The sequence below is a fragment of the Cupriavidus necator genome (assembly GCF_016127575.1).
Classification (GTDB): domain Bacteria; phylum Pseudomonadota; class Gammaproteobacteria; order Burkholderiales; family Burkholderiaceae; genus Cupriavidus; species Cupriavidus necator_D.
The window spans coordinates 594,265-621,026 of record NZ_CP066018.1; the positions used below are offsets into that span (position 1 = coordinate 594,265).

General features: G+C 59.7%; 21 protein-coding genes. 6 read left to right on the top strand and 15 right to left on the bottom strand.

Annotation, left to right across the window (positions count from 1 at the left end; translation table 11 throughout):
• Positions 1-99: 99 nt before the first annotated feature.
• From I6H87_RS02820 to I6H87_RS02850, 7 genes are all read right to left on the bottom strand, one after another.
• A complete protein-coding gene (locus I6H87_RS02820; protein WP_011614729.1) occupies positions 100-1,233 on the bottom strand; it encodes a saccharopine dehydrogenase family protein in 1,134 nt (377 codons plus the stop codon).
• 92 nt (positions 1,234-1,325) lie between these two features.
• On the bottom strand, positions 1,326-2,306 hold the full coding sequence (locus I6H87_RS02825) for a WD40/YVTN/BNR-like repeat-containing protein (RefSeq protein ID WP_011614728.1): 981 nt from the start codon (positions 2,304-2,306) through the stop codon (positions 1,326-1,328).
• Between the two features lie 24 nt (positions 2,307-2,330).
• The gene (locus I6H87_RS02830) at positions 2,331-4,709 is read right to left on the bottom strand and encodes an efflux RND transporter permease subunit (protein WP_198489262.1); all 2,379 of its coding nucleotides are present in this window, start codon (positions 4,707-4,709) and stop codon (positions 2,331-2,333) included.
• Entirely contained in the window at positions 4,709-6,655 is a 1,947-nt protein-coding gene (locus I6H87_RS02835; protein WP_011614726.1) for a DUF1302 domain-containing protein, read from the bottom strand. Before I6H87_RS02835 ends, I6H87_RS02830 begins: the two co-directional genes overlap by 1 nt.
• 30 nt (positions 6,656-6,685) lie before the next feature.
• Positions 6,686-8,050, bottom strand: a complete 1,365-nt coding sequence (locus tag I6H87_RS02840) for a DUF1329 domain-containing protein (RefSeq protein WP_011614725.1) — start codon at positions 8,048-8,050, stop codon at positions 6,686-6,688.
• A gap of 436 nt (positions 8,051-8,486) precedes the next feature.
• Positions 8,487-8,903 carry a RidA family protein gene (locus I6H87_RS02845; protein ID WP_041687650.1) on the bottom strand — a complete coding sequence of 139 codons (417 nt, stop codon included), beginning with the start codon at positions 8,901-8,903 and terminating at the stop codon, positions 8,487-8,489.
• Positions 8,904-8,920: 17 nt separating this feature from the next.
• Positions 8,921-9,754, bottom strand: coding sequence for a phytanoyl-CoA dioxygenase family protein (locus tag I6H87_RS02850; protein ID WP_011614723.1), 834 nt, complete (start codon positions 9,752-9,754; stop codon positions 8,921-8,923).
• Positions 9,755-10,016: 262 nt separating this feature from the next.
• Between I6H87_RS02850 and I6H87_RS02855 the strand changes: the two genes are divergently transcribed.
• The 5 genes from I6H87_RS02855 to I6H87_RS02875 all read left to right on the top strand — a co-directional run bounded on the left by I6H87_RS02855 (position 10,017) and on the right by I6H87_RS02875 (position 16,582).
• On the top strand, positions 10,017-11,567 hold the full coding sequence (locus tag I6H87_RS02855; RefSeq protein WP_081225769.1) for a flavin monoamine oxidase family protein: 1,551 nt from the start codon (positions 10,017-10,019) through the stop codon (positions 11,565-11,567).
• Complete coding sequence (locus tag I6H87_RS02860; RefSeq protein WP_011614721.1) at positions 11,568-12,242, top strand: c-type cytochrome; 675 nt, start codon at positions 11,568-11,570, stop codon at positions 12,240-12,242. It begins immediately after the preceding gene.
• Positions 12,243-12,301: 59 nt separating this feature from the next.
• A complete protein-coding gene (locus I6H87_RS02865; RefSeq protein WP_011614720.1) occupies positions 12,302-13,618 on the top strand; it encodes a M23 family metallopeptidase in 1,317 nt (438 codons plus the stop codon).
• A gap of 172 nt (positions 13,619-13,790) precedes the next feature.
• Positions 13,791-15,383 carry a PAS domain-containing hybrid sensor histidine kinase/response regulator gene (locus tag I6H87_RS02870; protein WP_041687196.1) on the top strand — a complete coding sequence of 531 codons (1,593 nt, stop codon included), beginning with the start codon at positions 13,791-13,793 and terminating at the stop codon, positions 15,381-15,383.
• 26 nt (positions 15,384-15,409) lie between these two features.
• Positions 15,410-16,582, top strand: coding sequence for an adenylate/guanylate cyclase domain-containing protein (locus tag I6H87_RS02875; RefSeq protein WP_011614718.1), 1,173 nt, complete (start codon positions 15,410-15,412; stop codon positions 16,580-16,582).
• 650 nt (positions 16,583-17,232) lie between these two features.
• On the opposite strand, the gene I6H87_RS02880 is transcribed toward I6H87_RS02875, so the two are convergent.
• From I6H87_RS02880 to I6H87_RS02895, 4 genes are all read right to left on the bottom strand, one after another.
• On the bottom strand, positions 17,233-17,961 hold the full coding sequence (locus I6H87_RS02880; protein ID WP_051398461.1) for a hypothetical protein: 729 nt from the start codon (positions 17,959-17,961) through the stop codon (positions 17,233-17,235).
• A 227-nt stretch (positions 17,962-18,188) separates the two neighbouring features.
• Positions 18,189-18,581 (bottom strand): hypothetical protein, encoded by a 393-nt coding sequence (locus I6H87_RS02885; RefSeq protein ID WP_136227744.1) that lies wholly within the window; start codon positions 18,579-18,581, stop codon positions 18,189-18,191.
• A 96-nt stretch (positions 18,582-18,677) separates the two neighbouring features.
• Entirely contained in the window at positions 18,678-19,001 is a 324-nt protein-coding gene (locus tag I6H87_RS02890) for a hypothetical protein (protein WP_011614716.1), read from the bottom strand.
• A 5-nt stretch (positions 19,002-19,006) separates the two neighbouring features.
• Positions 19,007-19,537: an HAD domain-containing protein gene (locus I6H87_RS02895; RefSeq protein WP_011614715.1), complete on the bottom strand. Its 531-nt coding sequence runs from the start codon at positions 19,535-19,537 to the stop codon at positions 19,007-19,009.
• Between the two features lie 162 nt (positions 19,538-19,699).
• Between I6H87_RS02895 and I6H87_RS02900 the strand changes: the two genes are divergently transcribed.
• Entirely contained in the window at positions 19,700-19,936 is a 237-nt protein-coding gene (locus tag I6H87_RS02900; protein WP_041687194.1) for a helix-turn-helix domain-containing protein, read from the top strand.
• 844 nt (positions 19,937-20,780) lie between these two features.
• Here I6H87_RS02900 and I6H87_RS02905 read toward each other — a convergent pair.
• From I6H87_RS02905 to I6H87_RS02920, 4 genes are read right to left on the bottom strand one after another with little or no spacing between them, the layout of a single operon-like run.
• Positions 20,781-21,269: a hypothetical protein gene (locus I6H87_RS02905; protein ID WP_136227743.1), complete on the bottom strand. Its 489-nt coding sequence runs from the start codon at positions 21,267-21,269 to the stop codon at positions 20,781-20,783.
• A gap of 24 nt (positions 21,270-21,293) precedes the next feature.
• On the bottom strand, positions 21,294-23,510 hold the full coding sequence (locus tag I6H87_RS02910; protein WP_136227742.1) for an integrase: 2,217 nt from the start codon (positions 23,508-23,510) through the stop codon (positions 21,294-21,296).
• On the bottom strand, positions 23,393-25,255 hold the full coding sequence (locus I6H87_RS02915; RefSeq protein WP_011614712.1) for a hypothetical protein: 1,863 nt from the start codon (positions 25,253-25,255) through the stop codon (positions 23,393-23,395). Before I6H87_RS02915 ends, I6H87_RS02910 begins: the two co-directional genes overlap by 118 nt.
• Complete coding sequence (locus I6H87_RS02920) at positions 25,252-26,493, bottom strand: tyrosine-type recombinase/integrase (protein WP_011614711.1); 1,242 nt, start codon at positions 26,491-26,493, stop codon at positions 25,252-25,254. Before I6H87_RS02920 ends, I6H87_RS02915 begins: the two co-directional genes overlap by 4 nt.
• Between the last annotated feature and the right edge of the window lie 269 nt (positions 26,494-26,762).

Consider the following 26,762-nt stretch of genomic DNA (forward strand, 5'->3'; position numbering starts at 1 on the left):
TCGGCCGGGTTGCGGTGCGAGCCGTCCGTGTACGGGTCAAAGCGGCCGGTGCATTTTTCCCGCCCCGGGCCTGAAGAGCAGGCCGGGGCGGCACGGCAATTACAGATGCGAAACCGTCGCACGAGCCAGCCCGCGCTGCTCGAGGAAGCCGAGCAGGTAGCGGTGTCCGAAGGCCTTCGAGCCGGATGCGAAGCCGACCTTTGCGGTGTCGCCGTCGAGTAGTTTGATGACGCCTGCCGTCTGGATAGCCCCGGTGGCGATGTATGGCGTGGTCCCATGCACGGTCGCCCGCACCGAAGCGACCTGACCGCGGCCGATGGCGAAATCGACGGTGCGCTGCAGCGTAGTGCGTTCCCTTGGCGGCATGGCCGGCGTGGTCGAATCAACGATCTGCTTCAGCACCGCGTCCTGCTGCTCGCGGGGCAGGTGCTTGTACTCTGCTTCCCACTTCTTGCCCAGCGCATGCACTGTCTGCATCGCGTTGTTGTCGTAAAAACCGACACTGGAGATGCAGCTGCGTACGCGCGGATCGTTTTCGAAGTAGACCGGCAGCGACGTACCGCCCCACGGCAGACAGAACACCGGTTGCATGAAGGCAGGATCGACCACATTGAACGACGCATCCGCCGCATATGGCACCAGCTTCTTCTCCCAGAGGTAGCAAGCCTCGTGGCGATAGCCTTCAAAGATCGTCGCGGTCGAACCCACGCTCACGCCGGCACCGCCGCTACGCGGGCCGCGCGCCAACGTCGCGGTTTCCAGGGCATCGACGCCGGGTGTCTCCAGCGCCAGCTCCGCGGCAATCTCGGCGAACGTGTACATGTAGGCATTGGACGGCGACAGCAGCAGCCCGGCCTGCCGGTACAGGTCGCCGAATTGATCGCGCGCCCGGCGGATGTGCGGCTGCTCGCCCGTGGTGTCGAGGTAATGGCATCCCGCCTTGAGCGCCGCTTCGACGCCAACGAGCCCGACCGTGGAGAATGGCCCGACGGTGTTGCATACCACCCTCGCGCCGCGGAATGCATTCACCAGGGCATCGACGTCATGTTCCGCCTCGATGAGTTCATAGTTTGCCGATTCCAGGCGCACGACACGCTGTGCCATCATTTCCTTCGCCCGGCCTGCGTTGCGCGCCACGGCCGTAAAAGGGATGCCCTGGTCGATCAGCCAGTCCATGATCAACATGCCGGTGTAGCCGCTTGCGCCATAGACGACGACGGGGTGCTTTGCCATGGTTTGTCTCCTTGAGAATTGTGTCTGACAAGTGATTGGGTTGGAAGGAATGCCGCCCTATGAAGGGACGACTGGACAATACTTTTGGGTGCCTATCGCCTGTCCGGGCCGTCGTCCTGCAACGGACCCGCCATTGACATCAGCAGCGGCCGCGAACCGTTCGCTAGCACTGCAGTCAGGGACTCCTGCCCTGCGCGCTGCGTAACCGAGAACGTCTTGCCGCCGTCCTTGCTGTCGAGTACGGTCCCGGCCATGCCGACGACGACGATGCGGCCGTCAGCAAGCTCCGCGATCCCGGTCAGCGATTGGGTGGTATGCGAGTCCACGCGCTGCCATGTCTTACCGTCGTCGCTGCTGCGGTACAGGTGTCCTCGCATGCCGCAGACCAGAAGAGAGCCGTCGGGAAGTGAGTGCCCGTACCACAGCGAGCCGTTGTCGCCAGTGGTCGACGCCTGCCACGACTTGCCTCTGTCGGCGGAGCGGAAGATGGTGCCGCCTTCGCCAGCGATGAAGAGCGATCCGCGGCCGGATCCGAACATGTGCAGTAGGTGACGGTCCGCGTTTTCACCCGCCTCCACCTTGATCTCGGACCAGGTCCGGCCGGCATCGCGTGTTTCGATAGCCCAGCCGTACAGCCCTACGGCGATGCCATGCTCCGGACTGTCGAAGTAGAGCGAAAGGATCGGCTGCTCTGCGCCCCGCTCGGCACGCAAGAGCATCCACGTCTCGCCGCCATCCTGTGTGCCAAGCACAACGCCATCGTGCCCCGCCGCATAGCCGCGCCGCGCATCGATGAACTGAACGGAAGTCAGCAGCGAGCGGACCGGCACCATCCTTGCTTGCCGGAACTTGATGCCGTCATCAGAAAGGAGGATGACGCCGTGGTCGCCGACGGCGACCACGCGGTTGCCGGCACGCGCAGACGCCAGCAGCGGTGCGGCGACCGCATTGGACACCTGCCGGGCCGGCTCCAGGGTCGGCCACGGAGCTGCGGCAGCGGTCTCCACCGCCCGCGACGGGCACACCACGCCCAAGGCGATCGCGACAACAGGTAAAAATCGGTGCAGGTTCATGGGAGATTGACGCCTACTTGCGTCTCAGTGCTTCAGGATTTCCGGCATGCGCACTGGGCCGCGCCGGGGAAAGAACTTCTCCAGCACCGCCGCGAACGCGGGCAGGAGGGTGATGGCCATGACCATGTTGACGAGGAACATGAAGGTCAGCAGAGCTCCCATGTCGGCCTGGAATTTAAGGCTCGAGAACATCCAGGTCGCCACACCGACCGAGAGCGTAATGGCCGTGAACACGGTCGCCAGCCCTGTCTCCTTCAGCGCGACCGCAAGCGCGTCGGTGAACGCAAGACCGTTTGCCAGTTGTACCTGCAGGCGGTTGTAGATGTAGAAGGCGTAGTCCACGCCGATGCCGACCGCGAGCACCATCACCGGCAGCGTCGCCACGGTCAGGCCGATCTCAAGCTCCTTCATGAACCAGTAGCCAATCCACGTGGCCACGGTCAGCGGCAGGCAGCACGCAACCATCGCCCGCCAGTCCCGATACACAAGGAAGACCAGAATGAGGATGGCGGCGTAGACGTACAGCATCATCGGCAACTCGCTGGCCTCCAGCACTTCATTCGTGGCTGCCTGGACGCCAGCATTGCCGCTTGCCAGCCTGACCGTGACGCCATCAAGCCGGTTGGACTCGCGGAACTGCTTGACCGCCGCCACCACGGTCTTGATCGTCGTGGCGCGGTGATCGGGCAGATAAAGGTTGACGCCTTGTACTCGGCAGTCGCTCGACGAAAGCCCGGCGATGCGGTTGTTCACGCCCTGGAACTGCGAGCCGAGCCCGCGGGGGTCCCGCGTCACGGTGGCCATCTTCGGACTGCCTTCGTTCATGCCGGCGTTGTAGAGTTTGAGCTGGGCGGCCAGCGAATCGGTGGACACCACGCCGGGTACGCTGCCCATGCGCCAGGCGAAGTCGTCGACGAACAGGAACTCGTCGGCGCGGGAGCAAACCTCGCCATGGCGATCGGGCGTGGCCTCGAACACCACGGTGAGCCAGTCCAGGCCGACGTCGAAGCGGCTGACGATCGCGGCGACGTCCAGGTTGTAGCGGGAATCCGCGCGCAATTCCGGCGCCCCGGCCTGGAGACTGCCCACGTGCCTGTCCTGGCTCTGCCAGAACGCAAGGCCGAAAACCACTGCGCCGGCGACGGTCACGATCAGTGCGTTCCGCGGCTGGGCGATCCGGGCCACCGCCCCCAGCCATCCGCTATGACTCTCGCGCCGCGCCAGCGCCCGTTTCGCGAACTCAGGCGTGAACCGGAAGTACGACGCCGCCACCGGCAACATCATCAGGTTGGTGACGATCTTGTAGCCCACGCCGATGGCCGCGGTGATCGCCAGTTCTCGGATCATCGGGATCGGGATGAGAATAAGCGTGACGAAGCTCGCCAGCGCGGTGATCAGCGCCAGCGATCCGGGAATCAGCAGGCCGGTGAAGCTGCGCCGGGCGGCAATGGCGGAGTCGGTACCCTGGGCGACCTCGCGGACGATAAAGTTGATCTGCTGGATACCGTGTGAGACACCGATCGCGAACACCAGGAACGGCACCAGGATGGCGAGCGGGTCAAGCCCATAGCCCAGCAGGTGCAGCGTGCCGAACTGCCAGACCAAGGACACGAGCGAGCAGCCGAGCGGCAGCAGGGTCAGGCGCACCGACCGGCAGTACCAGTAGACCGCCAGCCCGGTGAGCAGGAAGGCGATGCCGAAGAAGCGCGTCACGTCCGCTCCGCGGTCGGCAATGTCGCCGATCTGCTTGGCGAAGCCGATGATCTCGATCTCGACCTGGTCGTTCTCGAACGGGCGCCGGATCTTTTCCTCGAGCAGCCGGTTGAACTGGATATAGTCGAGCTTCTTGCCCGTGCGGGGATCGACGTCGGCCAGTTCGGCGGTGATCAGGGCGCTGGACTGGTCGCGTGCGACCAGGGTCCCGACATGGCCGCCGGCCATGGTGCGCTGACGCATCTTGCCGATGACATCGGCGGAGAGCTTTTCCGGCACGATATCCCCGCCTGCCACCGCCTCTGCCCGGAAGCCGTCCTCGGTGATCTCGGTGAAGAAGACATTCGGTGTCCACAGCGACGTCACGCTGGTGCGATCTACGCCCGGAAGATAGGTGACGGCCTCGGTCACCTTGAGGACCTGCGTAAGCGCCGCCGCATTCCAGACATCGCCCTTGCGGGCATGCACGGCAATGGTCAGCCGGTTGGCACCGAAGAGCTTGTCGCGGAACTGCTCGAAGGTCTTGATGTACTCGTGGCCTTGCGGCAACTGCTTCTCGAAGCCGGCTTCGAGGTGCAGCTTCGCGCCGAGCACGCCCATCAAGGCGGTGAATCCTGCCAGTGCGAGCAGGAAAGGAAGGCGGTGCCCGAACAGGGCCGCTTCCAGACGGGTTATCAAGCGTGAAAGCATTAGAAGGAGGTGGTCATGCTGAGGGAGACAAAATCGCGGTCGCGCAGCAGGTTGCTGCCGCTACCGCCCCAGTTGTGCGTGTAGTCGAGGCGCATCTTTGTCTCCGGCTTCGTCTTGAAGTCGAGGGTCGCGCCGATCACTGCGGCGCCCGCGCCCCGGATGAAGCCAGGCAGCGCCGTGGCCGAATAGCCTCCGATGCCTTGCATGACGGCGATGTCCGGTGACAGCGATGCCCGCGTGCCGAAGATGTTGGGATAGGTCACCGAGGCTGCCAGCACCATCCCCGCCGACAACTTGGTGGGCAGCGTGTAGTCGGCGGTGACCGCATACGGAATCCCGGCGTTGAGCCTGAGCTTCGGGTAATACGCCAGCGCACCTTCCGCGGTGATCGTGCCTTCGGACGCGCCCAACGCGCGCAGCAGCCAGCCAAACGAGCCCGAAGGCGACATGATGTGGATGCCGGTCAGGTGGAGCTGATAGTGCTGCGTGTCGATCGCCCCGCGGCAACTGCTTCCGACCGGCTTGACCGCAAAATCGGCCAGGGCGTTGCAGTAGTAGGGGTTGGCCGGATCGATGACCGTGGTCGGATCGATGGCGACGCTGTCCCGCGGACGGTACGACAGCTCGGTGCCGATCGCCCATTCGCCAACCTGGAAGTTGTACGAGAGGCCGAACAGGTCGCGGTTCTTGCCGTAGTCGAGGGACGCCTGCCAGCCGAACGGGTTGCTCGTCGTGTTGACCACCTGGTAGCTCACGAACGGCACCTTCTCGCTGTAGTGGTAGTAATAGAGGCCGAGTTCGTTGCCGCTGTCGGGGAACTTGTAGCGCATCGCCATCCCACCTTGCCCGTTGTTGCTCGGATTGTTGTCCGGGCCGCGCGGGATGAAGGTGCCGGTTCCGACCAGGGGCCCGACCGGATTGGTATTGGGGTTCGCCAGCTCCCCGGTGCTCAGGCGGCGGTTGTAGGGCATCCCGGTCGCGGGATTGATGCCGACGATCCGGGTCCCCGTGTCGCCGATCGTGCCGGTGGGAAGCGGGGCCAGCCCCGACGCAGCCAGCGCGCCATTGACGGCTGAAGTCGGGATATAGAAGCCCCGTCCGCCCTTGCCGAGGAAGTCGCTGGTCGAAAAGAAGGTCCCGGGCGCGTCGAACTTGAAGCTGTTCCACTTCCACTGGTAGAAGGCCTCCAGGCCGAGGTCCTTGCCGAGTGAAGTGCTCGCAGAGACCATGGGCGCGGGGATGAACAGATTTTTAAGCGGCGTTCCCGGCTGGTGCGCGGACGGCAGGTAGATCGCGTTGATCGCGTTGATACCGCCCGGGATGTAGAGGTTTTCACCCCAGTTCAGCACCTGGTTGCCGACCCGGACACGCGCCTGCTGGTCGCCGACGTCGAATTCCTTGGTGATGTAGGCGTCGAGCAGACGCGGGTCGCTGGTGGCGAAGTTTCGCGCATCCGAGTCGAGATCGGTTCGTCTGGTGTGGGCGGTCGCAAAGTCATAGTTGACGACGCCGCGCACCAGCCCGCTCCACCCGTTGGTGCCCTTGACATAGAGGTCGCTGGTCCACTGCGCATTGGCCGAAACCGGCTGCCAGCGCTTGTAGTTCAGGTTGCCGTCGTCCTGATTCAGGCGCAGCGTATCCAGGTTCGACGAGAAGACAGACGGGTTACTTTTCTGCAGCGGCGTAGGCGCGTCGCCGACACAGCCGCCGTTGTCGTTGCCGACAAAGCTGCAGTTCGTTTTCGACGTTCTCATCGCTGCACCAAACGAAACCGTCGAGTCGAAGGCTACCGCCCAGCCGTTGTCGAGCGTCCACTGTGCAGCGTAAGCCGAGCCGGCATCCGCCATCGCCAGCAGGCCTACGATTACCGAGCGGGCCAGCTTCCGTTCCATCCGCATCCCCGCGGCGGCTTGCGCCGCCGCTGCTGCAACATCACGCAGTTTCATGCCTGTCTCCCCGTGGTTCTCTTTTTTGGCTTATCGTGTGGTGAACCGGCGCAGGCCGTCCGGCTCGAAGGTCTTCTCCTTCAGGCGCCCTTCCCTCGCGGCGAGCCAGTCAGGCTCCTTGTGGCCGGCGACGACTCGGTCGAGCACGGCGCGGCGGGTCTGGTGGTCATAGCTGGTATTGGCCGCCCAGACGCAGGCCGGCACTTCCCAGGCCATGTAGGGACCCATCTCGGTGGTGCGCCAGACCTTGCCCTGCGCGTCGTACATGTCCTCCACCAGGATCGTCCACGTGTCCTCGTCGATGTAGAACACGCGCTTGGGGAAGGTATGCCGCATGCCTTGCTTGAGCGTGGCCTCGACCACCCACATCCGGTGCAGCTCATAGCGCGTCAGGTCGCGGCTGAGGAACTTCGGCTTGACGACTTCATCGACCTTGTTCGCCGAAGAGTTGACCCGGTACGTGTTGTAGGGCACGTACATCTCCTTCTTGCCGGCCAGCTTCCAGTCATAGCGGTCTAGTGGGCCGTTGAACTGCATGTACTGGTCGACGGTCAGCAGGTTCTCGGTGTTGAGCTGCGGGGCGTCGTACTGGTATGTCGGCGCGCGGCGCACGCGGCGCTGGCTCGCGAAGTACAGCCAGACGTCGTTGGCCTCGGAGAACTTGTACTGCGTCAGGGTGGCATCCCCCGCGATCGAGGGCGGGCTGGTAAACGTGTTGAGGTACAGGCTCTCGATGCCGCGGGCGTCGTCGACGCCCTTGTTCGACGGCGACCACATCGGCGACATCTGCCATTCCTGCTGGCCAAGCGGCTCCCCAATGCTGTCGGTGCCCTTCGGCGGGATGTAGCCCGCATAGCTCATCTGGAATCCCTCTCCTTTCCAGTGCAGCTTGTGGTTCCACATGGCTTCGGCGCCGTTCTGCGGAATCGGGAACGGCACGGCGGCGCCGATCGCCTCGGCGAGGTCCTGGCCGTTGGCGCCAAGCTTCGCCGTCGTTGCGTTCTTCTTCGTCCGCTCGTAGAAGAAGTCGGGGAAACCGCAAGAACGGTGGGTCGGATAAACATCCATCCGATAACCCGGGATCGTCTTCACCATTTCGATCTGTCCGGGGGCAAGCTTGTCCTTGTATTTGTCGACATTGGACGCGTCGATCGAAAGTACGCGCTTGTCATTCGCGTACGGGTCGGGGCGCGCCGTGCCGGGCTTCCAGCCACCCGGTGCCTTCATGTCCCCGCCGGTCCACTCCGGAATCGACCCGTCCTTGTTACCGGCCCGTTCGGCACCCACCGGAGTGAGGTCCTTGCCGAGCCGGCCCGCGTCCTGCTCGGAGGCCGCGGCATAGGCCGCTCCGCCGAACGCAAGGGTCACGCTGAGGAACAACGTCTTGTATCTCATCTGAGTCTCCTGTCTGGCATGGCAACGAAGTGCCTCGCTTCGTGTGTTTTTTTCGGTAGAACACGTTACCAAACTTAGGTAACAATGACAAAGAACAAAAGAAAAAAAGAGCTAGGGTATTCCCTGCGCGTTTGGCTGCGATGCTCGCAAACGCACCCGGTACCGTGCGCAGCGGCGAACCAATGGCACGAGGCACGGCTCGCGGCTGCTGGGGTGGCACCGGAAGCCGCAAGCCAACGCTGTCAGTCAGACCGCCGTAGTGATCCGGCGATGCCCCATGCCGCCCGAGGCTGTGCTGGAGATACACAGGTCCTCAAGGCCGCACGGCCGGGCACAGGTGTTGACCGTCCCGGCAGTGCAGGCCCGCCTGCCCAGCTCTGGAAATCGTGATCCACGGACTTCGACTGCGCTCGAGGCGCGCGCAGGACAACCAGGCTCAGGCGCCGCCGCTGCCAGCTACCGCCACCGCCTGAATCTCGATGCACAGCTCGGGAAGCGCCAGCTCTGTCACCCCCACCGCAGTCCAGGACGGATAACGGCTCGGCAGGTATTCGTCCTTGACCTTCGTGAAGGCCTCGATTTCCTGCCGCAGGTTGGTGTGATAGGTCGTCAGCTCGACAACATCCTCCAGGCTTGCGCCTGCCGCTTCGAGGACCGCTTTCAGGGATGCAAAGGCCAGCCGAGCCTGTGCCTCCATGCCCTCGCCGGGCTTCATCGCTGCGTCTAGCCCAACCTGGCCCGACACCCAGATGGTGTCGCCCACGCGGGTCGCGGGGGCGAAATGGTAGGCGTCGTAGAGCGGCTGGGTGCCGGGCGGAATGACCGGCTGCCGTTTCATCGTCGTGGTTGTCATGATGTCGGTATCGTTTATCAGATGAGTTGGCGGAAGCATGGCGCACGGAAGGGATCACCTGCCTTCAGCGATGCCAGCTCCTCGACGTACAGCACACCCGCCGGCGTGAAGCCCGAATCGCTGTGGTCCGGCAACGGACTGAAAACCGCGTCATCGCCGAAGAAGCGCAAGACCAGCGTATGGCGGTCCGGGAAATCGGCGTCGACAGCACCCCCGCCGTGCAGCGAACCCGGGTGCAGCAGCAGAACATCTCCGGGCTGCGTAGCCCAGGAGAGGATGTCGTAGGCATTGGGATCGATGCGGCGTTCGGCCTCGATGTCAGGCAGCCGCGGCCAGACCCCACCGCCGTGCAACGGCTCGGTCGGGTCGTCGGGGTTCTGAAAGGTGCTGCCGTCGTGGCGCGTACCCAGGTACGAGCCCCTGACGATCTCCAGCGCATTACGCTTGGGGACCGCCTCGAAGCTGATCCACGCGTTGGCGAAGTGCTTTCCCCCCCAAGGCAGGTAGGAGGTGTCTTGGTGCCAGGGCGAGCGCCCGGCCCGGCCTCCCTGCTTGAGGAACAACTCTTCCGCAAAGTACCAGACATGTTTAGAGCCCCAGAGATCGGCGAACAGCTGGCCGAACGGGAGCGAGGCGACCAGCTCATCCAGCCGCCCCTTTGCGAATGGATTGGCGTTATCGACGTGCGACCGTTGCACGGAGCCGTCAAACAGGCTATGAGCGTTGGGCCCCGGGTTCTCGATGCCCCAGTCAAAGACCTGCCTGCACATGGCTAACTGTTCCGCGTTGAGACAGCCTTCGATGAGGACGGCACCGTCCTCATCGAAGGCGCTGCGCTTGGATTCATCCATGGATGCTCTCCTGATTCTTCATTAAGCCCGGCGCCCGGTCACGTGCGCTTCCGGTCGCCTCGTTTGTAGAACAACCTACCAACATTAGGTCATGATGACAAAGATAAGTCAGAAGTAAAAGGGCGGGTATTCCCTATCCCACATGGACTCTCCTCGCCTACGCAGGAATCAACTTGGGCTCGCGATTCATAATTTTGACTTGTTTGTGTTGTTGACCTATATTTGCCGCGAGCATGCCAATCATTTAACTTTTGTCCTAACAATGCACGCGAAGACACGTGAAGATGCGCTGGAAGTCGATGCCGCACCGGCAGACATCGTGAACCGCGACACAGTCGCACTGACCCGACGCCGCCTCCTCGGCGCGGCTGCGGCGGCTAGCGCTGCAACGCTGCTGGCAGGCACACCACGCACAGCGAGTGCAGCGCCGCGGGTGAAGGGCGCCGGCGCCGCATCTGCGGGGCGCGACGTGCTCGATGTCGCGATCATCGGTGCCGGACTGGCGGGCCTGACCGCCGCACGCGACCTGAAACGCGGCGGATGTGACACGTTCGTCGTCCTGGAGGCACGTAGCCGTGTCGGCGGCCGCACCTACAACCATGACCTTGGCAACAGCGTGGTCTCGGAAGCCGGCGGGCAGTGGATCGGGCCCGGCCAGACCGCCATTGCTGACCTGGCGCGCGAGCTCGGCGTCGACACCTTCGAAACCTATTACCAGGGCAAGACCGTGTTCCTGGCCGGCGACGTGCGCGTGGCGCAGGATCTCCAGGGCGGCGTCGGCGCCCAGGGAAAGGTCGCCGCCAAACTCAGCGAGCTGGCGGGCCGCGTACCCAGCGGCGCCCCCTGGACAGCGGCAAACGCGGCGGAACTAGACAAGCTGTCGCTCGGCGACTGGCTGGCACGGCAAGACTTGAGCAACGAGGAAAAATTCTCCTTCAGCCTGGCCGCAACCCTGTCGCTCGGCGCGCAACCGGCGCAACTGGGACTGTTGCACTACCTGTCGGTGATCAACAGCGCTAACAGCGACTACGACACACTTGAGAGGATCAAGGGCGGCGCCCAGGAGACGCGCTTCGTCGGCGGCGCGCAGATCCTCAGCATCCGGATGGCACGCGAACTTGGCCACAAGGTGCGGCTGTCCTGCCCGGTACGCAAGATCGTTGGCTGGGATCGCGACATTGTCGAATTGCACACCGACCAGGGCGTGGTACGGGCGCGCCACGTGATCGCCGCACTGAATCCGGCGCTATGCCAGCAGGTCGTCTTCGACCCGCCGCTGCCCGCCGGACGCGCGCAATTGCATCGGTTCTGGCCGGCGCACGCGCCCATGCGCAAGACGGCGCATGTCTATGCACGGCCCTTCTGGCGCGACAAGGGATTCAACGGACAGGTTGTGCCGCTGGACGGCCCGCTGATCTGGTCGGTCGACAACTCGCCGCCAGACGGCTCGGTCGGCGTGATCAGCGCATTCGTCAAGCCTGGCTTCCTGCCCGCCGAGCCCAAGGCTGCCGAACGCATCCTCTCGGCCATCTATGCCCAGGCGTTCGGGGACAAGGCGTTGAAGCCGACGCAATACCACGACCTCGACTGGGGCAAGGTCGATAACTGGTCGATGAGTTGCATCAACCCGATGCCGGCGGGCTTCTGGACGAAGCTGGGCCAGTACCTGCATCCGCCGACAGGGCGGCTGATCTGGTCTGGCACCGAGACGGCCGACATCTGGGCCGGCGCCATGGATGGTGCCGTGCGCTCCGGCCACCGCGCCGCCCTGCAGGTGCTGGGCGCCCTGGCATACCCGGTTCGGGAGGCATGAATGAAATACAAGCGCCCTGTTCTCGTGGCGGCTGCGGCCGTGGTGGCGGTGGCCGCCTTCATCGTCCCCGACCTCGTGGGCTATCACCGGTTCGGGACGGCACTGGATAACCAGGCCGTAGCCAGCCAGACCGATGGTGGACGCTGGCCGCAATTCCCGGAGACCTGCTTCGCCTGCCATGGCCCGCGCGGTCAGTCCCACAATGCCGAGTACCCTGCCCTGGCCGGCCAGCCGGCGGCTTTTATCGAGGCGCAGTTGCGCGCCTTCGCCAGCGGGCAGCGCGACAGCCCGACCATGGGGCCGCTCGCCAGGAACCTGACTGATGAGCAGATCGGGTTGCTGGCAGCCTATTACGCAAAGCAGGCGCCCACAGGTAGCCCGGATGTCACGGCCAGCGCCGCGCTCGAGGCGCGCGGCAAGGCTGTGGTCCAGGCGCGCAGTTGCCAGGCCTGCCATGCCGAAGGGTTGACCGGAAAGGACCTGGCACCACGCCTCGCCGGCCAGGGCGAGAGCTACCTTGGGCAACAGCTTGCCGCGTTCAAGAGCGGCAAACGCCATGACGCGTCCGGCGCCATGGACAGCATTGCCGCCGCCTTGTCGAACGAAGACATCCCGGCAGTGGCCCGCTACCTGGCCAGGATGTCGCCTGACCGCCGGGAGATCGGCGCCCGATAGGGCCCGACGGGGCAGCAAGGGTAGTCGGCAAGATGCGCGGGTCAGACAGGAGGCGGGGAATGAGCCGATACACACCGTCCTGGCTGCCAGCCGGCTTGGCGGCTGTCCTCATGCTTTGCATGGCGGCAGCCATGGGCGTGGCGCCGCGCAGCGCCTACCATGACGCTGGTGCGCCACGCCGGCTGGAAGCCCTGCAACTGCCCGACGTGCGCGACCAGCTCGAAAAGCTGGCGGATGCCGGTGCAACTTACATCCACGAGGAGCCCATGCGACGCGGCGACACGATCGCCACGTTGCTCAGACGGCTCGGCGTGGAAGATCCGGACGCACAGCAGTTCATTTCCAGGGATCCGGCGGCGCGCACCCTTTTCAACCTCCAGCCGGATCAGGTCGTCCAGGCGGAGGTCGACCAGGACAAGCTGCTGGTCTCGCTGCGCGCCCTCGTTGCCGGCAATTCCTCCGCCTCGCGCGAACTGCTGATCCGGCGGGCCGGCGACTTCCAGAAGCCCGCCTTCAAGGCGAACTTGCAGGCGGTCAGGAACGAACTGCGTTACGAGATGCGTTCCGGCACCATCACCGCGAATGGGTTCTTCAGGACGATGGACGCCGCGAAGGTGCCCGACGACATCGTCCGGCAGATGATCTCGATCTTCTCGGGCGTGGTCGATTTCCAGCACGACATCGTCCAAGGCGATCGCTTTCACATTGTCTATGAGGCGGGCTTCCGTGATGGTGCGCTGGTGCGCAACGGTCGCGTCGTGGCCGTCGAACTCGTCAACCGCGCCCAGCTCTACCAGGCCCTGTGGTATGACGGCGCAGATGGCAGCAACTCCGGTGCCTACTACACCTTCGACGGACGGGGCATGGCGCGCCCGTTTCTCCGCTCGCCGGTCGAGTTCTCGCGCTTGTCGTCTGGCTTCGGCTGGCGCAACCACCCGGTGCACCACCAATGGATCAAGCACAAGGGTGTCGACTTTGCCGCCCCGACAGGAACCCGGGTCTTCGCCACAGCGGACGGGACTGTTGACTTTGTCGGCCAGCAGACAGGCTACGGCAATATCGTCATCCTCAAGCATCCTGACGGCTACTCGACGTACTATGCGCACCTGTCTGGCTTCGCTGGCATCCAGCCCGGCCAGCGCATCACGCAGGGGCAACTGATCGCGTATATCGGACAGACTGGCTGGGCGACCGGACCGCATCTGCACTACGAGCTTCGCTTCAATGACGTGCCGCAGAACCCACTGAGCGTCATGCTGATGAAACCCGTCACGCTGTCCGGACGCGCACGCCAGGGCTTCCTGAGCCATGCCAGCGACATGTTGAGCCGTATCCATGTCCTGCGCGGCATTGAAGTGGCATCCAGCCTCGGCTGAGCCGCCCCAAGTGGCGCACTGTCGACTCGCGAGTTGACCGGGGACTTCCCCGCGCATGCCGGTTTGCGCCGGCAGTGGCTGCGAGTATGCTTTCCTTCATGACGCGGATTCCGGCCGGCCTGCCATCGCCTCTTGCGTGCAGACGCCAGACCGCCGACTGCGGGGGCAGATCATGCGCAGGCAGCCTCATGACGGATCGGGAAAGGATCGACCTTCCGCCCTCGACTTCAGGGAGGGCGAGCCGCACTTCAGGCTGCTCGCCGACGGCATCCCTCACATGATCATGACCGCCGATGCGGATGGCCGGATCGATTACTGCAACCGACGGTGGACGAGCTATACCGGCCTCAGTCTTGAGCAGACTCGGTCCGGCGCCTGGAAATCGGCCGTCCACCCCGAGGACTACGCGCGCAATATCGGCCACTGGGCAGACGCAGTGGCGAGAGGCTGCGAGTACGAAATCGAATATCGCCTGAAACGGGCATCCGATGGCGCCTACCGATGGCACCTCGAACGCGGGTCACCATTGAAGGATGCTGATGGCAAGATCGTAAAGTGGCTTGCATCCGGCACCGACATCGAAGCGCTGAAGCAGGCCCAGGCCTCTGCTGAAAGTGCCAACCATGCGAAGTCGGAGTTCCTGTCAAGCATGAGTCATGAATTGCGCAATCCGCTGAACGCCATCCTTGGCTTCGCGCAGCTGATGGCCTCTGAGGCTCCGCCTCCGACTGCGTCGCAGCAGGCCAGCATCGACCAGATCCTGAAGGCGGGCTGGCATTTGCTGGAGCTCATCAACGAAGTCCTTGACCTGGCCAGGATAGAAGCCGGTCAGGCGTCGCTGTCCCCTGAGCCGGTATCGGTCATCGACACCTTGCACGAGTGCCAGGCAATGCTTGAGCAGCAAGCACTGAAACGCTCGGTCCGCATGCGGTTTCCCGCAGTCGAACCACCCTGCTTCGTCCGTGCCGACAGGACCCGCTTGAAGCAAATCCTCCTCAACCTGCTTTCCAATGCCATCAAGTACAACCGGGACCAAGGCTCAGTCGATGTGCAGGTGACGACGACGGGACATCGCGTAGGCGTCAGCGTGCGCGACACTGGAGTAGGGTTGACACCGGAACGGCTGGCCCAGCTATTCCAGCCGTTCAACCGCCTGGGGCATGAGGCAGGCCCCGTGGAAGGCACCGGCATCGGCCTCGTGGTGGCCAAGCGGCTGGCCGAGTTGATGGGAGGAACCATCAGCGCCAAAAGCACGCCTGGCGTGGGCAGCGTGTTCCGGGTCGAACTGCCTGCTGCCGCGCCTCCCGCAATGGCTGGCGAGAGCACGGAGGCCGCCGCACCTGTCCGGTCGCCAATCGAAGCCCCGTCCACGATGCACACCTTGCTGTATGTCGAAGACAACCCCGCCAACCTTAAGCTCCTGGAGCAACTCCTCGCCCGCCGGGCAGACGTGCATTTGCTGTCGGCGGCCACCGGGATTCTCGGAGTCGAGCTCGCGCGCACTTCGCTGCCCGATGCGATAGTGATGGATATCCATCTGCCGGACATCAATGGCATCGAAGCACTGGGACGCCTGCGCGAAGACCCGATGACAATGCATATTCCGGTCATCGCGCTCAGTGCCAATGCCATGCCACGCGACATCGAGCGGGGCATGAAGGCAGGATTCTTCCGGTACCTGACCAAGCCCATCAGGATCCACGAATTCATGGATGCACTGAACGCCGCACTGGAACAACCGCGAGGATCAATTGCGCAGGGCTAGCACCGAGTCCCGCGAACTGGCTTGCCATGATCCACCCATCGGACATCCTGGCTGCAAAAATCCTGGTCGTTGACGATCTGGAGGCCAATGTCCTGCTGCTCGAAAGGATGCTGCATGCGGCCGGATATACCAGCGTCGAATCAACCACCGATCCGCGCATGGTTTCCGAGCTTCACGGCAGGAACCACTATGACCTGATCGTGCTGGATCTCCAGATGCCTGGCATGGACGGGTTCGAGGTCATGGAGAATCTCAAGGTCGTCCAGCCGGACAGCTACCTTCCGGTGATCGTTGTCACCGCCCAACCCGATCACAAACTGCGCGCACTGCAGGCCGGCGCGAAGGACTTTGTCAGCAAGCCATTCGATCTCGGCGAGGTACTGATGCGGGTGCGGAACATGCTGGAGGTACGCCTGCTGCACAGTGAGTCCTTGCAGTACGGCAAGGAACTCGAGCGCAAGGTGCAGGAACTGGAAGCGAGCCGGGAGACGATAGTCCGTCAGAGCGATGAGCTCAGGCGCCTTTACGAAAAGCTTGTTTGCGAGCAACAGGTCACTGAGCGTCTTCTGCTAAACGTGTTGCCAGCTCCGATCGCCGAACGTCTGAAACAGCGTTCCCATCCTTTATCCGCCGGCCCTCCGGACGTCATCGCCGACAGGTTCGAGTCGGTGTCAGTACTGTTTGCAGATATTGTGCATTTCACCCGCTTCGCTCCCGGCATGAGCCCAGAACTACTAGTGGAGGTACTAAACGAGATATTTGCCGCCTTTGATGAAATCGCCGACGGCCGGGGACTCGAGAAGATCAAGACAATCGGCGACGCATACATGGCGGCCGCCGGTTTGCCGATACCGGTGGCGGATCATGCCGTTCGGGCCGCCCATATGGCATTAGACATGATGGAGTCGCTGAGCCGATTCAATCAGCGAAGCGGCTACGCGCTGCGGTTGCGGATTGGCATCCATAGCGGGGCCGTCGTAGCCGGGGTGATTGGGAGGCGAAAGTTCATCTATGACTTGTGGGGTGATACCGTGAACATCGCGAGCCGGATGGAGTCTCAGGGCATAGTCGGCGGCATTCAAGTAACTGACGACACTCGACAGCAACTTGGAAAAACCTTCCTACTCGAAGACCACGGGGTGATTGCAGCAAGAGGCATCGGAGACGTGCATACATGGCATCTGGTTGGGAGAAACTAGACAGCGACGTCCCTGGGACAGTAAGACAGTCTCGGTCTGGACGTGCTCAGTCAAGCCAGGACACTATTCAGAAAATCTCCCACACGCGTGGAGACCACGCGTGCGCCCCAACCGACGACGCGAAGCAAACCATTGCCAGGGTACCCATGCCCCCGAAATTTTGCCCAGCTCACTTAACTTCGATCTTCGTAATGGTAGTGGGCGACGAGCCCAACTTGGGCAGGCACAGCGTCAATAGGCGCCGTTCAAATCGAGCATCAATGTGCTCGACGACGCATCGGACGAGTCTTAATGGCCGAACTCGAACCGGCCTAAGCATTGAACGCCTGGGCAGCGAGACGCAATTCTGGGCCCACGCCAGGAACCCATGTCCGCGGCGCGACGCGAGCGATCTCCCTATCCGTATGACCGCGACGAGAGCAACCGGAGGAAGCTATGCTCTAGTTTTTCCCGTCCCAAAATGCGCTGCGGTTCCATTTGCAGCAGCGATGCGGATCGTTGCGTTCCTATTTTGGCTGGCCATCCCCCAAAGCGATGGTCTACAGCGACCCGCGCTACGCGCTTTTGCTAGCGAGAGTGCAGATGCGCCATCTCGCAGTCGGGCGCGAGTCACTCTACACCAGGGTGCCGACATCTGTTGATATGTCGCGTTAGTGCACAGACGTCGCGGGCAGGAGTTGCAAGGTGCCGAATCGGTTGTAAAACATTGAGCCTTCGGGGGCTACTGTAGATTCAACGATCCGGACGCGAGAGCTGTAAGATTTCGTGCCGACCATCATGGTTTCACCGACTTTCACCTTCACCTCCTTCACGACCAAATGCCAAGCGAAAGCGCCGGCGACGGTTGTGCAGTCGGGGATGTTAGACGGGACACTCACGCCCTTCAGTCCAAAATTTTGCATGCCACTGCAGTGAGCGCCACTACCTCCAGCATCTACGGTGGCGACGAATGCCCGAAAAATGCCATCGATGCCGTCATTGGCCAGCGCCAGCCAGTTCTGTGAGGGATGGGCTACGCCGGCGTTCTCCACATACACGCCTAGTGCGCCGGCCCGGACCACGGCGCTCGCAGCGCCCATCACATGTGCCATGCGCTGCCGACTTCCGCCGGCGTCCGCAAGGAGGACATGAGAGGTATGCCGAGCGATGGCCCGCATGTCATCGGAGTCGTACCAATAGGTACCGCCACATCGAAAGTCCTCCACAATGCTCGAGTTGTGCCCCTTTTGAAAGTGGATGTGGACGCCCTGGCGGGTTCGCTGATCCACGAGCACGCCATTGGCAAAGCGATAGTTTGGCGCCTGCTTCTTAATGGCCGCCTTGAATTCGACGAGCGATGACCAGGTACCCGGAAGGATAAGAACTGCGAGATTTTGCATGCAACGAATGGCTTGGAGGTGAATGCGCCGAGGCCGTGACGTCGGCGCGAAGCAGGACCTTCTCGGTCCTATGGGGTTAAGTGAATCCACGCGATAGTTGTTGGCTTGGCAGCTGCGTGGGCGCGTGGTGGTGCGAGGCATGCGGATCTAATTACAAGCCGATTTCCATTTGATCCAGTCCGCGCTGCAGGGCATCGGTCAGCCAGCCCATGAACGCACACCATCCGTCATGCGAAAGCGCCAGCCCGTCGCTGCCATGGATCAGTCTCCGGCGCACTATCGAGCTGCCAGCGCAGCCATCGCCTGATCAGCGTTTCCAACTCGAATGGGACGTCAGTCAAATAGATATACCGTTCTTGGTCTTGCACAATGGTTTTCAGTCCAGCCGGCAGCCAATGCGCCAGGGCGCGCCCTGCCTGCTCGGCAGTCGGGATGCGCTCGACGTTGCGCAGGATCCCCTGCGTGCGAAGAAATTGGCGCTCGAGGATTTCGCAACTCACCCTGAGCCGTCGATTCGCCCCATGCAACGGTTCCAGCGGATATTGATGAGCGAGCTTGACCACATCAAAAAGGGGCGGACGTGCGAGGATATTGGGAATCTCTGCGGGGGTACCACGCAATTGTCGGCTAGATCGAAGGTGCGCCCCCGCGTGAAACCCATTTCTCGGAACACGAACTTTTCGGTCATGGCCCTCCCCCGGCGGGTTCGAGCCGCGTTAAATGGCCTCGCGCGTCAGCACGACGCCCTGCGGTTCGTTCTGCGAGCTATGCATGGTGCGCTTGACGGGGGCCACGACGCTGAGCGCCATGCCGACCAATTGCATGGGGCGAACGAGGTCGCGCTCCACATTGTCCAGCGACGCAATAGTCCGGAAGGTTGAGCACTGCGCTGGGATGCGTGCATCGAACTCGTCCATGACGATGCGATAGGCGCCGGTGGTCAGGGATTCGCCCAACACATTGTCGATCTCGATCCGCCCAAGTGTTCGGCAGTATTCCTCCTGGCCGTCTGGAATAAGTTCCACGGTAACGCGTAGCATCGGTTTTAGCTCCCGAGCAGGGCTTTAGCGGTCATGCGTTGCAGCCGCTGCGCCAGTTCGGACTGCGCAGACGCGCTCGAGAGGCCCAGCACGCCATCCGTCTCGACCAAGTAGTCGCGCAGCTCGGCGGGCCAATCCTCGCTGTCGTCATCGACGGCCAGCCAGTGTTCGGCCCGCAGCCCGGCCCGCGCAATGTAGCGTGCGATCTGGGCATACCGCGAGAGCTCGTTGAACCAACTCGCGTCTACGCGATGAGCGCCTTCATGATGCTGCGCCATTGCCGAATGCCAAGTCGCGCCGATGACACGTGCTTGCAGCGCAGCCGGCAGATAGGCACGTGCGCGACTGAAGCTTTTGAGGACCCGAACCCACGACGTAGAAAGGACAATACGGACCTGAGGGTACGGCGCGAGAATTTCCTCGAGAATCGGCGCCCACATGAACAGCGTTCCAGCCGCGCGAAGCTCGGGGCGCCCGTTCACCAAGTAAGCGGCGTCTGGATGCAAGACACCGTCATAGTCCAAAAACAAAATCATCGCCTTCTTGGCCTTTGTCTGTTACGCAGTGATGCAGGGCAGCATTGGTCCCACAGGTGCACCTACAAACCATGGCATTATAGATTTATAAACAGTAGATGTATATCCAGTAGAGTTGCATGTGTGTAGATTTTTAGCCTTGGTTTGCGCACTCTGCGCCCCATGTCAAAGAGTGCTGAAAAGACCTACGCGCGGCTTAGGGTTGCCTCCAACCTACGGAAGGCAAGGGAGGCTGCGGGCCTATCTCAGGAAGACTTAGCCATCAAGGCAGGATTCCATCGGACCTATGTCAGTCAGATCGAGCGCGCGGTGAACAACGCAACAATTGACAATATCTGCAGGCTTGCGGAATTTCTCGGGGTCGATGTTCACGAGTTGTTCATCGACCCTCACCAGTAGTAGTTCCCACTTCGTTCAGCGCCTGGTGTACCGCGGCCCTTTGGTTCGGTTCCGCCACTTTCGCGTTGCCAGGGCAAACCGGCAAACAGTACGTCCCTGCGACGCTCCTCCTTTTTCAACAGTTCGCCCTTCGCTTTATCTGCTCCCCGACCTCTTTTGGCGAGAATTCAAGGGTTGCAGGGTACGGTGCGGCGGCACCGTCTCTTGGTAAGGGTCTTCGTCAACAAACTAAAGCAGGGGTGTTGGATGCGCTCGCATGACGGTATGCTCATGCCTGTCTACGGACCAGGCAGCGCGTCAGCATGGCTCGAATTCCCCAGCTGGATGGCTGTATTGGCAGTGTCCGATAGCGGGCGTGTGGAACTGAGCAACTGCTCCGGTGCACTGTCATAGCATCCGGTGCGTTCGCCTGAACTTGCCGCTTCGCCAACGCGACCAGCGGCTGCTCGCTGATTCGGTGCCGGGCTATGCATTGCGGCAGTTCAGTGAGGAAGTGGCGAAGATGCGAATACGGTCCGGCTCGGAGAGTTGGCAGGATTCATCAGCGTATATTCCCACTCAGATCGGACTCCTGACTCCGCCTGGAGTTCTTCCCAGCCGCCCTTGTGGATGGGTATCTTGCAAATGATACCCTTGGCACGATGTGCTTCCAGTTCATTAAACGAGATTATCATGGCCTGCGCACTTGGCGGTTCTGGGGAGGAATCGAAGCTCGTCTTCAGGCTCAGGGTGAACACAGATACCTACTAGCCTGATTCGTGAAGTGGGCGAGCGCTCTGCAATTGGATGGGCATGCAATCGAGCTACGGTTCTCCAAGGACAGCGTACAAGTATGTCGTGGGACCTAGCTTTGAGAATCCCCCCCAACGATGCGGGCAATTTTTTGCTTGCCGGCAAGTAGCTTATTGACTCGAGCGGCGCGCGCACGCTCCTGCTCCAACTCCTTCTCGGCCTTCACTCGGGCAAAATAGTGAGCAGTAGCTTCTGCGCGAAGCTTCCGAACTTCAACCTGAAGTTCGAGTTTTTCAGCGCGCAATCGTTGAATGATCTCTGTGTGCGTAGTTGGAAGCGAAGGCTTTTCCTTCGCTTCTCTTATTTTCTCTCTAACTACTGGATATCGACAGTTTTTATCTAGTCCAATTAATGTTCTAGACCGCCCCGCCTCGACGGCAACGTTACTGATCGTGATCTTCATCTTCCCGGCAGCTAGCCGATCTTTCATCTTCTTAGTTTTTGGCTTCCCGATCTGCAGCCGCGCCAGCGCATCTAGAAATTCCTGCTCGATGGAGTCTCCCGAATATATCGCTTTTCTTTTTAACGACATTTGACTCACCAAATCCTTTATGTGTTTTTTGTCCTATAGCTCACTGACATTTACACCGAGTTTTCGCAGTATCTTCTTCGCCTGCTCTGCGCGCTCAAGGATCACCCTGAAACCATTCATTTTACCCACCGCTTCCGCCTCACGAATTGCGATTTGGCTTTTTGTAAAGCGCTCCGACCAAAATGCTATGTGACTCTTATCAATAATCGCACATGCACATCCCGCACATACGCTTGAATCTCGCGTGGCAAAATTCGGATATCGCCGGAACCATAATGAGGTATTTGAAATCTCATGACACCTCATTTCGCTCGTTTTTACCGGACAGCATGTTGCATACTCCGTAAAAAAGAATTGAAGCTCTTGATTGTCAGCCCACTCGTCGACGATCCGCCACCTCTCAGAAGTTGGTAATTCGCCTAAATCGTCTTTAAATTCAGCGATCGAATCACCCAAAGTTTGGGCCATTCTACCCGCGGCAATACTATCTCCTGTTGCCATCTCATAAATCAGTAAATTTCTTCTTTGCCTAGAAACCGAATCCAGGGCTTCAACTTGGAGTGGATTATTCCCTATATAACCGCCCTCCGTCACCGCCATATTGAGGTGATGAAACTGCATTTGTATTGCACCAAGAAGGCTCGGATTTGCCGCCAGGGTAAAGCTGGCCCAGGTCTTTCGAAGCATATGAGAGCTAAAGATCTTTCCTTTTGACTCGCGCCAAGGGATCAGCTCGCCGTCGGATACTTTTTGCCGCGATTCGTTCGGCAGAGCCGTCAGGTTTACCCAGTCAACAATAAAATCCCTCATTGCTTTCCTGAGGGAGTCCGACAAAATGGGCTTCAGCGTCCCCGAAGGATGAGAGAGGGAGGCATGGCCGCGCCACTGAAGTATTAGCCGATCGGTGACCGCGTGATCACGCCAAAGCGAGAAAAGACGGTTAAGAACCTGAAGCGCACGTATTGCAGGCGGTATTTCATTGCTTCCTTCCGGGCGCATCCCAAGCACCCAGTCAACTTCGATGGGGGGCCCCTCCTTAGTCTTTGAGAGCAACGATCGGACAAGAAACCACTCGTATAGACCACGTGAGCTGGATTCCAAACGGACATTACTTGGTAGCCCAGACACAGGATCAATGCCTCCCTTTAGCCCACAAATTTCTGAAATGCGCATGCCCGACATTCCTTGAACAATGATGGCGCACGCACCCAGCAAATCATATGCAAGCATTCGTGTAGTCCTATGTGCTGCACTCTCTCCATACATGTCACTTGGCAACTCGGCCAGAGGTCGATGCCATGGCTCACTCGAATCTTTTCCACTCCCAAACTCGAATCGTCGCAGGTCGCGTCGCATTCTCTTGATTCGCTGCGCGCGCCCTTCATTTGGATGTTGCGCAAGGATCGCCACAAGCCGAAGTATGTCTTCAGCCGGCTGCGACAGAAACCAGAGCGCTTCATTGAACATCGGCACAGCAACTTCATCTGGTATGGGCTTTATCCACCCTACGCTTTGTCCGGCGCATTCGTCAGCGATACTAGCCAATGATTTTCGAAAAAATGGATCTATTGAAATGGATTCAATTCCCATCTGCGCCATAGGAATACGTTGACGCCACAAGTTAGCAAGGGCTTCAAGGGCACGTCTTGCAACCGACACAGTGATTTTTTCCTCGTCTGTACAGTCAAGCATGAATTGGGGTAATTCATCTATATATCTGGAGACGACGCCAGCTGTCAGCTGAGATGGTACGTGGTAGCCATTTATGGCCATCCACGACAATAACCACTTGAAAGATTGCTGGTGGGCGGAAACACCTCCAACCATCGTCGGCACTCCTTCGGCCGGCATTTTAAGGAGAGTCAAAAGGAGCGTCTTCGACCAATGTAAGCGTGCAGCGTGGTGTGGGTCAGTGAGCTTACTCCCGTCAAAGAGTTCTATACTCCAATTGATGGTGCTTGCGGTTTTTTTAAGGCCAGGCGTAGTCGGCGTAAACTCCCACCTAACATCCTTAAATTGACTATGCTCACTGAGCCAATAATCTTCTAGCTCCTCCTTATTTCTCTGAAACAGCGCTTTTGGCTCGCGCGAACTAGATCGATTAAGTTTGGCGGAGTTGCGCTGCATACCTATCAGCCCACCTGCGGCAGCGAAATATGAAACCTCAAAGCTTTGCTCATGATCTGTTCGGGCACCATATTTAGGAGGTTGTTCAAAGCCGACAGCCTTGGTGCCCAACGGCAGGACCAACTATTCCCGCTCATCTGCACTTGACTGGCAAGGAGACTGCTTTTCAATGCAAGGTAGTATGCAACACTAATGGCATCATTTGGTCTCGCGACCGCAAGGGGACAGGTCGGACAGCCTCCGTAGTCTTTGCACAGTACGCCGGAGCGCTGCCCCGGGGAGGGAGAATCAAACGGATCAAGGCAGCGAAAGCCTGGCGTAGCCGCCGCACGGTCATCAGTATTGGTAAGTCGACGGGGATCAATTTTTCCCTGTGTATTGATCCATCTCTCCCGTAATAATATTACCTCTCCGACTTTTTCCCGGTTCCGCTTGCGGGCTCCATCGCTGGTGTAATGTGTCCAGGTTGTGCTCATGCGGGAATGATTACCCACTGCCCGCGCCGCCTCCAGGCCACCATCGAACTGTTGCACCATATCAATAATGGTGGGTCGAATCTGCCCCAAGGTAAAATTTGGCAGCCTATTATCAGCAATAAACTCCTGCAGCTTCGGCCGCCATCCCGAGGAACGTAGGGTGTCATCGGTGAATGAGATCACCCGCTTCTGACCTACTTTGGGCACAAAGACGAATACTCTATCGCGATCCTTTTTTTCACAAACTGGCCGAATCCTCGACGTAATTCGCTCCAAAAGATCTAAGAGATAGTCAAAGCAAAACTTCCTCGAAATGCTCGCCGATGGATCAAGCAACCGCACCAGATCTTTCTTTGCGCGGGCCTTTTCTCCGATTACACGTATTCCTCTCAGCCCAAGTCGAAGGAAATTTCTGTCAATCGCGCTCCACTTGAGGCGTAGAACCGTATTGGGGTTAAAGACTGTGGCGATGGTTAGCAATATCACCAGAGGAACGAGATCACGGGGACTGGAATACAAGTAAGACGCTAGAGTTCGGGCACCGTGCTCCGTCGCTGCGTACCCGAGGCTCCTATTTTCCTTCCCAATATCCTCAAGCGTAGGAAGCACGTTTGGATACTTCGCCGCCAACATTGCAAGACATACCGAAACGTTCTTGAGGTCAGTGTGTCCTTCTTCGATTGCTCGCTTACCCTCCGAGATGAGGACGCCCCCATAATCCAGCCTCGAAGCAATCTCCTCCAGTTCTTCTTCACACGCATCGATAATCGCTACTAGCGAGCTGGCTGAAATGACTTCCAAGGGTGAGGCTCTTCGAGCTGCCCCAAAGGGACCTCGAGGCACACGTTGGGCGATGGACTGGGCGCTTTCTGCCCAGGGCCCCTTGTCTATCACTGATAGCAATATCCGCGGACATCCGAGATAGTTTTTGATGCTATTAGGATGGAGCGGTTTCCCCCTAACACGTCTTGCAAATAGCCACTCACGATATCCGGTGAACAATTCATCATTAAGATCAGGCGGAGTTAGCTCTACTCCTGCGTAGCAACTGTCCAAATACGAAAACAATCCATTTCGCAACGTATAAACTAGCCCCACACGCGTGCGAATACTACGGGTGGGAGCCCAAAGCAAAATCGCTTGTGCAAAGAGCGGCATCAACTCTGACTGCGTGAGAAGGAAGCTAAGATCAAGTGCCTGCGTCTCCCCGACATCGGTTCGGATCAGTGCACGAAGCGTCGGCCGTCCATCGTCACGACGCCCCGATTCAAGAAGATTTACAGGAAACAATGGATGGGCACGATCCTTAGAACCATCCTCGGCATTAAGCTGGCGAACGACGCTCGCCGCCGAAGACACTCGCTTCGCACGGATGGTCCTATTCTCGCTCATAATCCGATTATTTTCCGCACATCATACAGACCAGGCTGCATATTAAATACCTCCACATGAGCTAAATAGATATCAATAGTCGTCTGTAGATGCTTGTGTCCGAGTTGTGCTTGTATTTTTTTCCAAGGCTCTGGATTTCCGCTCATACGTTCAGCGTGATACGTAAGCACGGCGTATGTATGCCGGAGATCATGGATTGAGTGCCTCGCCCGCTTCCTAAAAAAATTATTGGCGCCCTCTGGATCGATGCAATCGACAATCTTCAACCGCCCGATACCGAGGCATGCCTCCTCAAAAATTCCTTGCATGCGGCTGATTGAAATTGGCTTACTCTGGCGACTGCTTCCGTATTGACTCAGAAATAGCCGGATCGGTTGATTTCGAAAAGGAATATCAGTCACCTGGAGTACCGCGGCGCGCTCACCTTCAATGTAAGCAAGAATATCGGACACGAGCCAATTAGGAATCGCGACAGCGCATGTCTTGCCTCCCTTTCGGACGATACTCAGTTGCTGATCAGCACTCGGAGCTAAAGGATCAGGTGCCAGCGCGAGAAACTGCAAGATCGTCAATGCTGCAATCTCTCCTACGCGGAGGCCCACAGCCCATCCCAGATCGAAAATGATCCTATTTCGGCTTAGCCGTTGATCACCGGCCATTTTTTGCGTTGCACGAGGCCCAGCATACTGCAATAATGCCCGCAAATCCTGTCGCGTCAGAGGATGAATTGCCAAATTAGGCCGAGCCTTTGGAAGATCAACGTCTCTGTAATGTCGAAAATCGCTGCCGCAGAGATTTGACCCAATGTCTCCGTCGTACCATTCGGCATCCCGCGCATAAATATAAAAATCTCGGATAACCGACATTCTGCTTTTTACCGTGGACGCATGGTACTTCCCCCCCGTCTTCGGGGAAATCGCAACCATGTAAGCATCTCTGTAATCAATTCGATCTTGTGAGGACGCCAGCCTCCAGTCTCTCTTCAGGATCTGCAGATACTGAAACCAGGTTTTCAATGCCTGTGCCACGGCTGCCCAAGTATGCGGGCTAGTTCTAATTCCTCGCGCAACTATGCGCTCGTGTAAATAGAGACTGGGCTCTTCAAAAACAAGTGATTGACTACTGGTCCGAATGAAAAAAGATGGCTGCCCAACCGTGAGACTGCTCACACCTGGTTCATGGTGCGCGCAAAGCACAATCTCACCTTCCAAGAAATCGAGCATTGAAACATTGGACATGTTCGCGAGTGCTGAGCCCTTTCGCGAATGCTAGCACGTCCCGGTCAGGTACAGGACCAGAACTTTTATCTGAACAAATTCAGAGTGGACATCTACCGCCCTACTTAGGCAGCCGCTCCCCGCTTCACAGAAGTACATCTATTTTCTTTGCCAGAATAATGGCAATTATCGATTCCACATCATGTTCGCATAGAATAATAAAATTAAAATTTCAATATGAGCCTCCAAGTGACTCCATTCACAGTCACTAGCTAGACATAATCCATTGA

Excerpts from the sequence above, each read along its gene's own strand:
- I6H87_RS02820 (WP_011614729.1), bottom strand. The coding sequence starts at position 1,233 with ATGGCAAAGCACCCCGTCGTCGTCTATGGCGCAAGCGGCTACACCGGC.
- I6H87_RS02880 (WP_051398461.1), bottom strand. The coding sequence starts at position 17,961 with ATGCAAAATCTCGCAGTTCTTATCCTTCCGGGTACCTGGTCATCGCTC.
- I6H87_RS02865 (WP_011614720.1), top strand. The coding sequence starts at position 12,302 with ATGAGCCGATACACACCGTCCTGGCTGCCAGCCGGCTTGGCGGCTGTC.
- I6H87_RS02915 (WP_011614712.1), bottom strand. The coding sequence starts at position 25,255 with ATGAGCGAGAATAGGACCATCCGTGCGAAGCGAGTGTCTTCGGCGGCG.
- I6H87_RS02870 (WP_041687196.1), top strand. The coding sequence starts at position 13,791 with ATGCGCAGGCAGCCTCATGACGGATCGGGAAAGGATCGACCTTCCGCC.
- I6H87_RS02860 (WP_011614721.1), top strand. The coding sequence starts at position 11,568 with ATGAAATACAAGCGCCCTGTTCTCGTGGCGGCTGCGGCCGTGGTGGCG.
- I6H87_RS02895 (WP_011614715.1), bottom strand. The coding sequence starts at position 19,537 with ATGATTTTGTTTTTGGACTATGACGGTGTCTTGCATCCAGACGCCGCT.
- I6H87_RS02835 (WP_011614726.1), bottom strand. The coding sequence starts at position 6,655 with ATGAAACTGCGTGATGTTGCAGCAGCGGCGGCGCAAGCCGCCGCGGGG.
- I6H87_RS02890 (WP_011614716.1), bottom strand. The coding sequence starts at position 19,001 with ATGCTACGCGTTACCGTGGAACTTATTCCAGACGGCCAGGAGGAATAC.
- I6H87_RS02845 (WP_041687650.1), bottom strand. The coding sequence starts at position 8,903 with ATGACAACCACGACGATGAAACGGCAGCCGGTCATTCCGCCCGGCACC.
- I6H87_RS02900 (WP_041687194.1), top strand. The coding sequence starts at position 19,700 with ATGTCAAAGAGTGCTGAAAAGACCTACGCGCGGCTTAGGGTTGCCTCC.
- I6H87_RS02855 (WP_081225769.1), top strand. The coding sequence starts at position 10,017 with ATGCACGCGAAGACACGTGAAGATGCGCTGGAAGTCGATGCCGCACCG.
- I6H87_RS02920 (WP_011614711.1), bottom strand. The coding sequence starts at position 26,493 with ATGTCCAATGTTTCAATGCTCGATTTCTTGGAAGGTGAGATTGTGCTT.
- I6H87_RS02875 (WP_011614718.1), top strand. The coding sequence starts at position 15,410 with ATGATCCACCCATCGGACATCCTGGCTGCAAAAATCCTGGTCGTTGAC.
- I6H87_RS02850 (WP_011614723.1), bottom strand. The coding sequence starts at position 9,754 with ATGGATGAATCCAAGCGCAGCGCCTTCGATGAGGACGGTGCCGTCCTC.
- I6H87_RS02840 (WP_011614725.1), bottom strand. The coding sequence starts at position 8,050 with ATGAGATACAAGACGTTGTTCCTCAGCGTGACCCTTGCGTTCGGCGGA.
- I6H87_RS02825 (WP_011614728.1), bottom strand. The coding sequence starts at position 2,306 with ATGAACCTGCACCGATTTTTACCTGTTGTCGCGATCGCCTTGGGCGTG.
- I6H87_RS02830 (WP_198489262.1), bottom strand. The coding sequence starts at position 4,709 with ATGCTTTCACGCTTGATAACCCGTCTGGAAGCGGCCCTGTTCGGGCAC.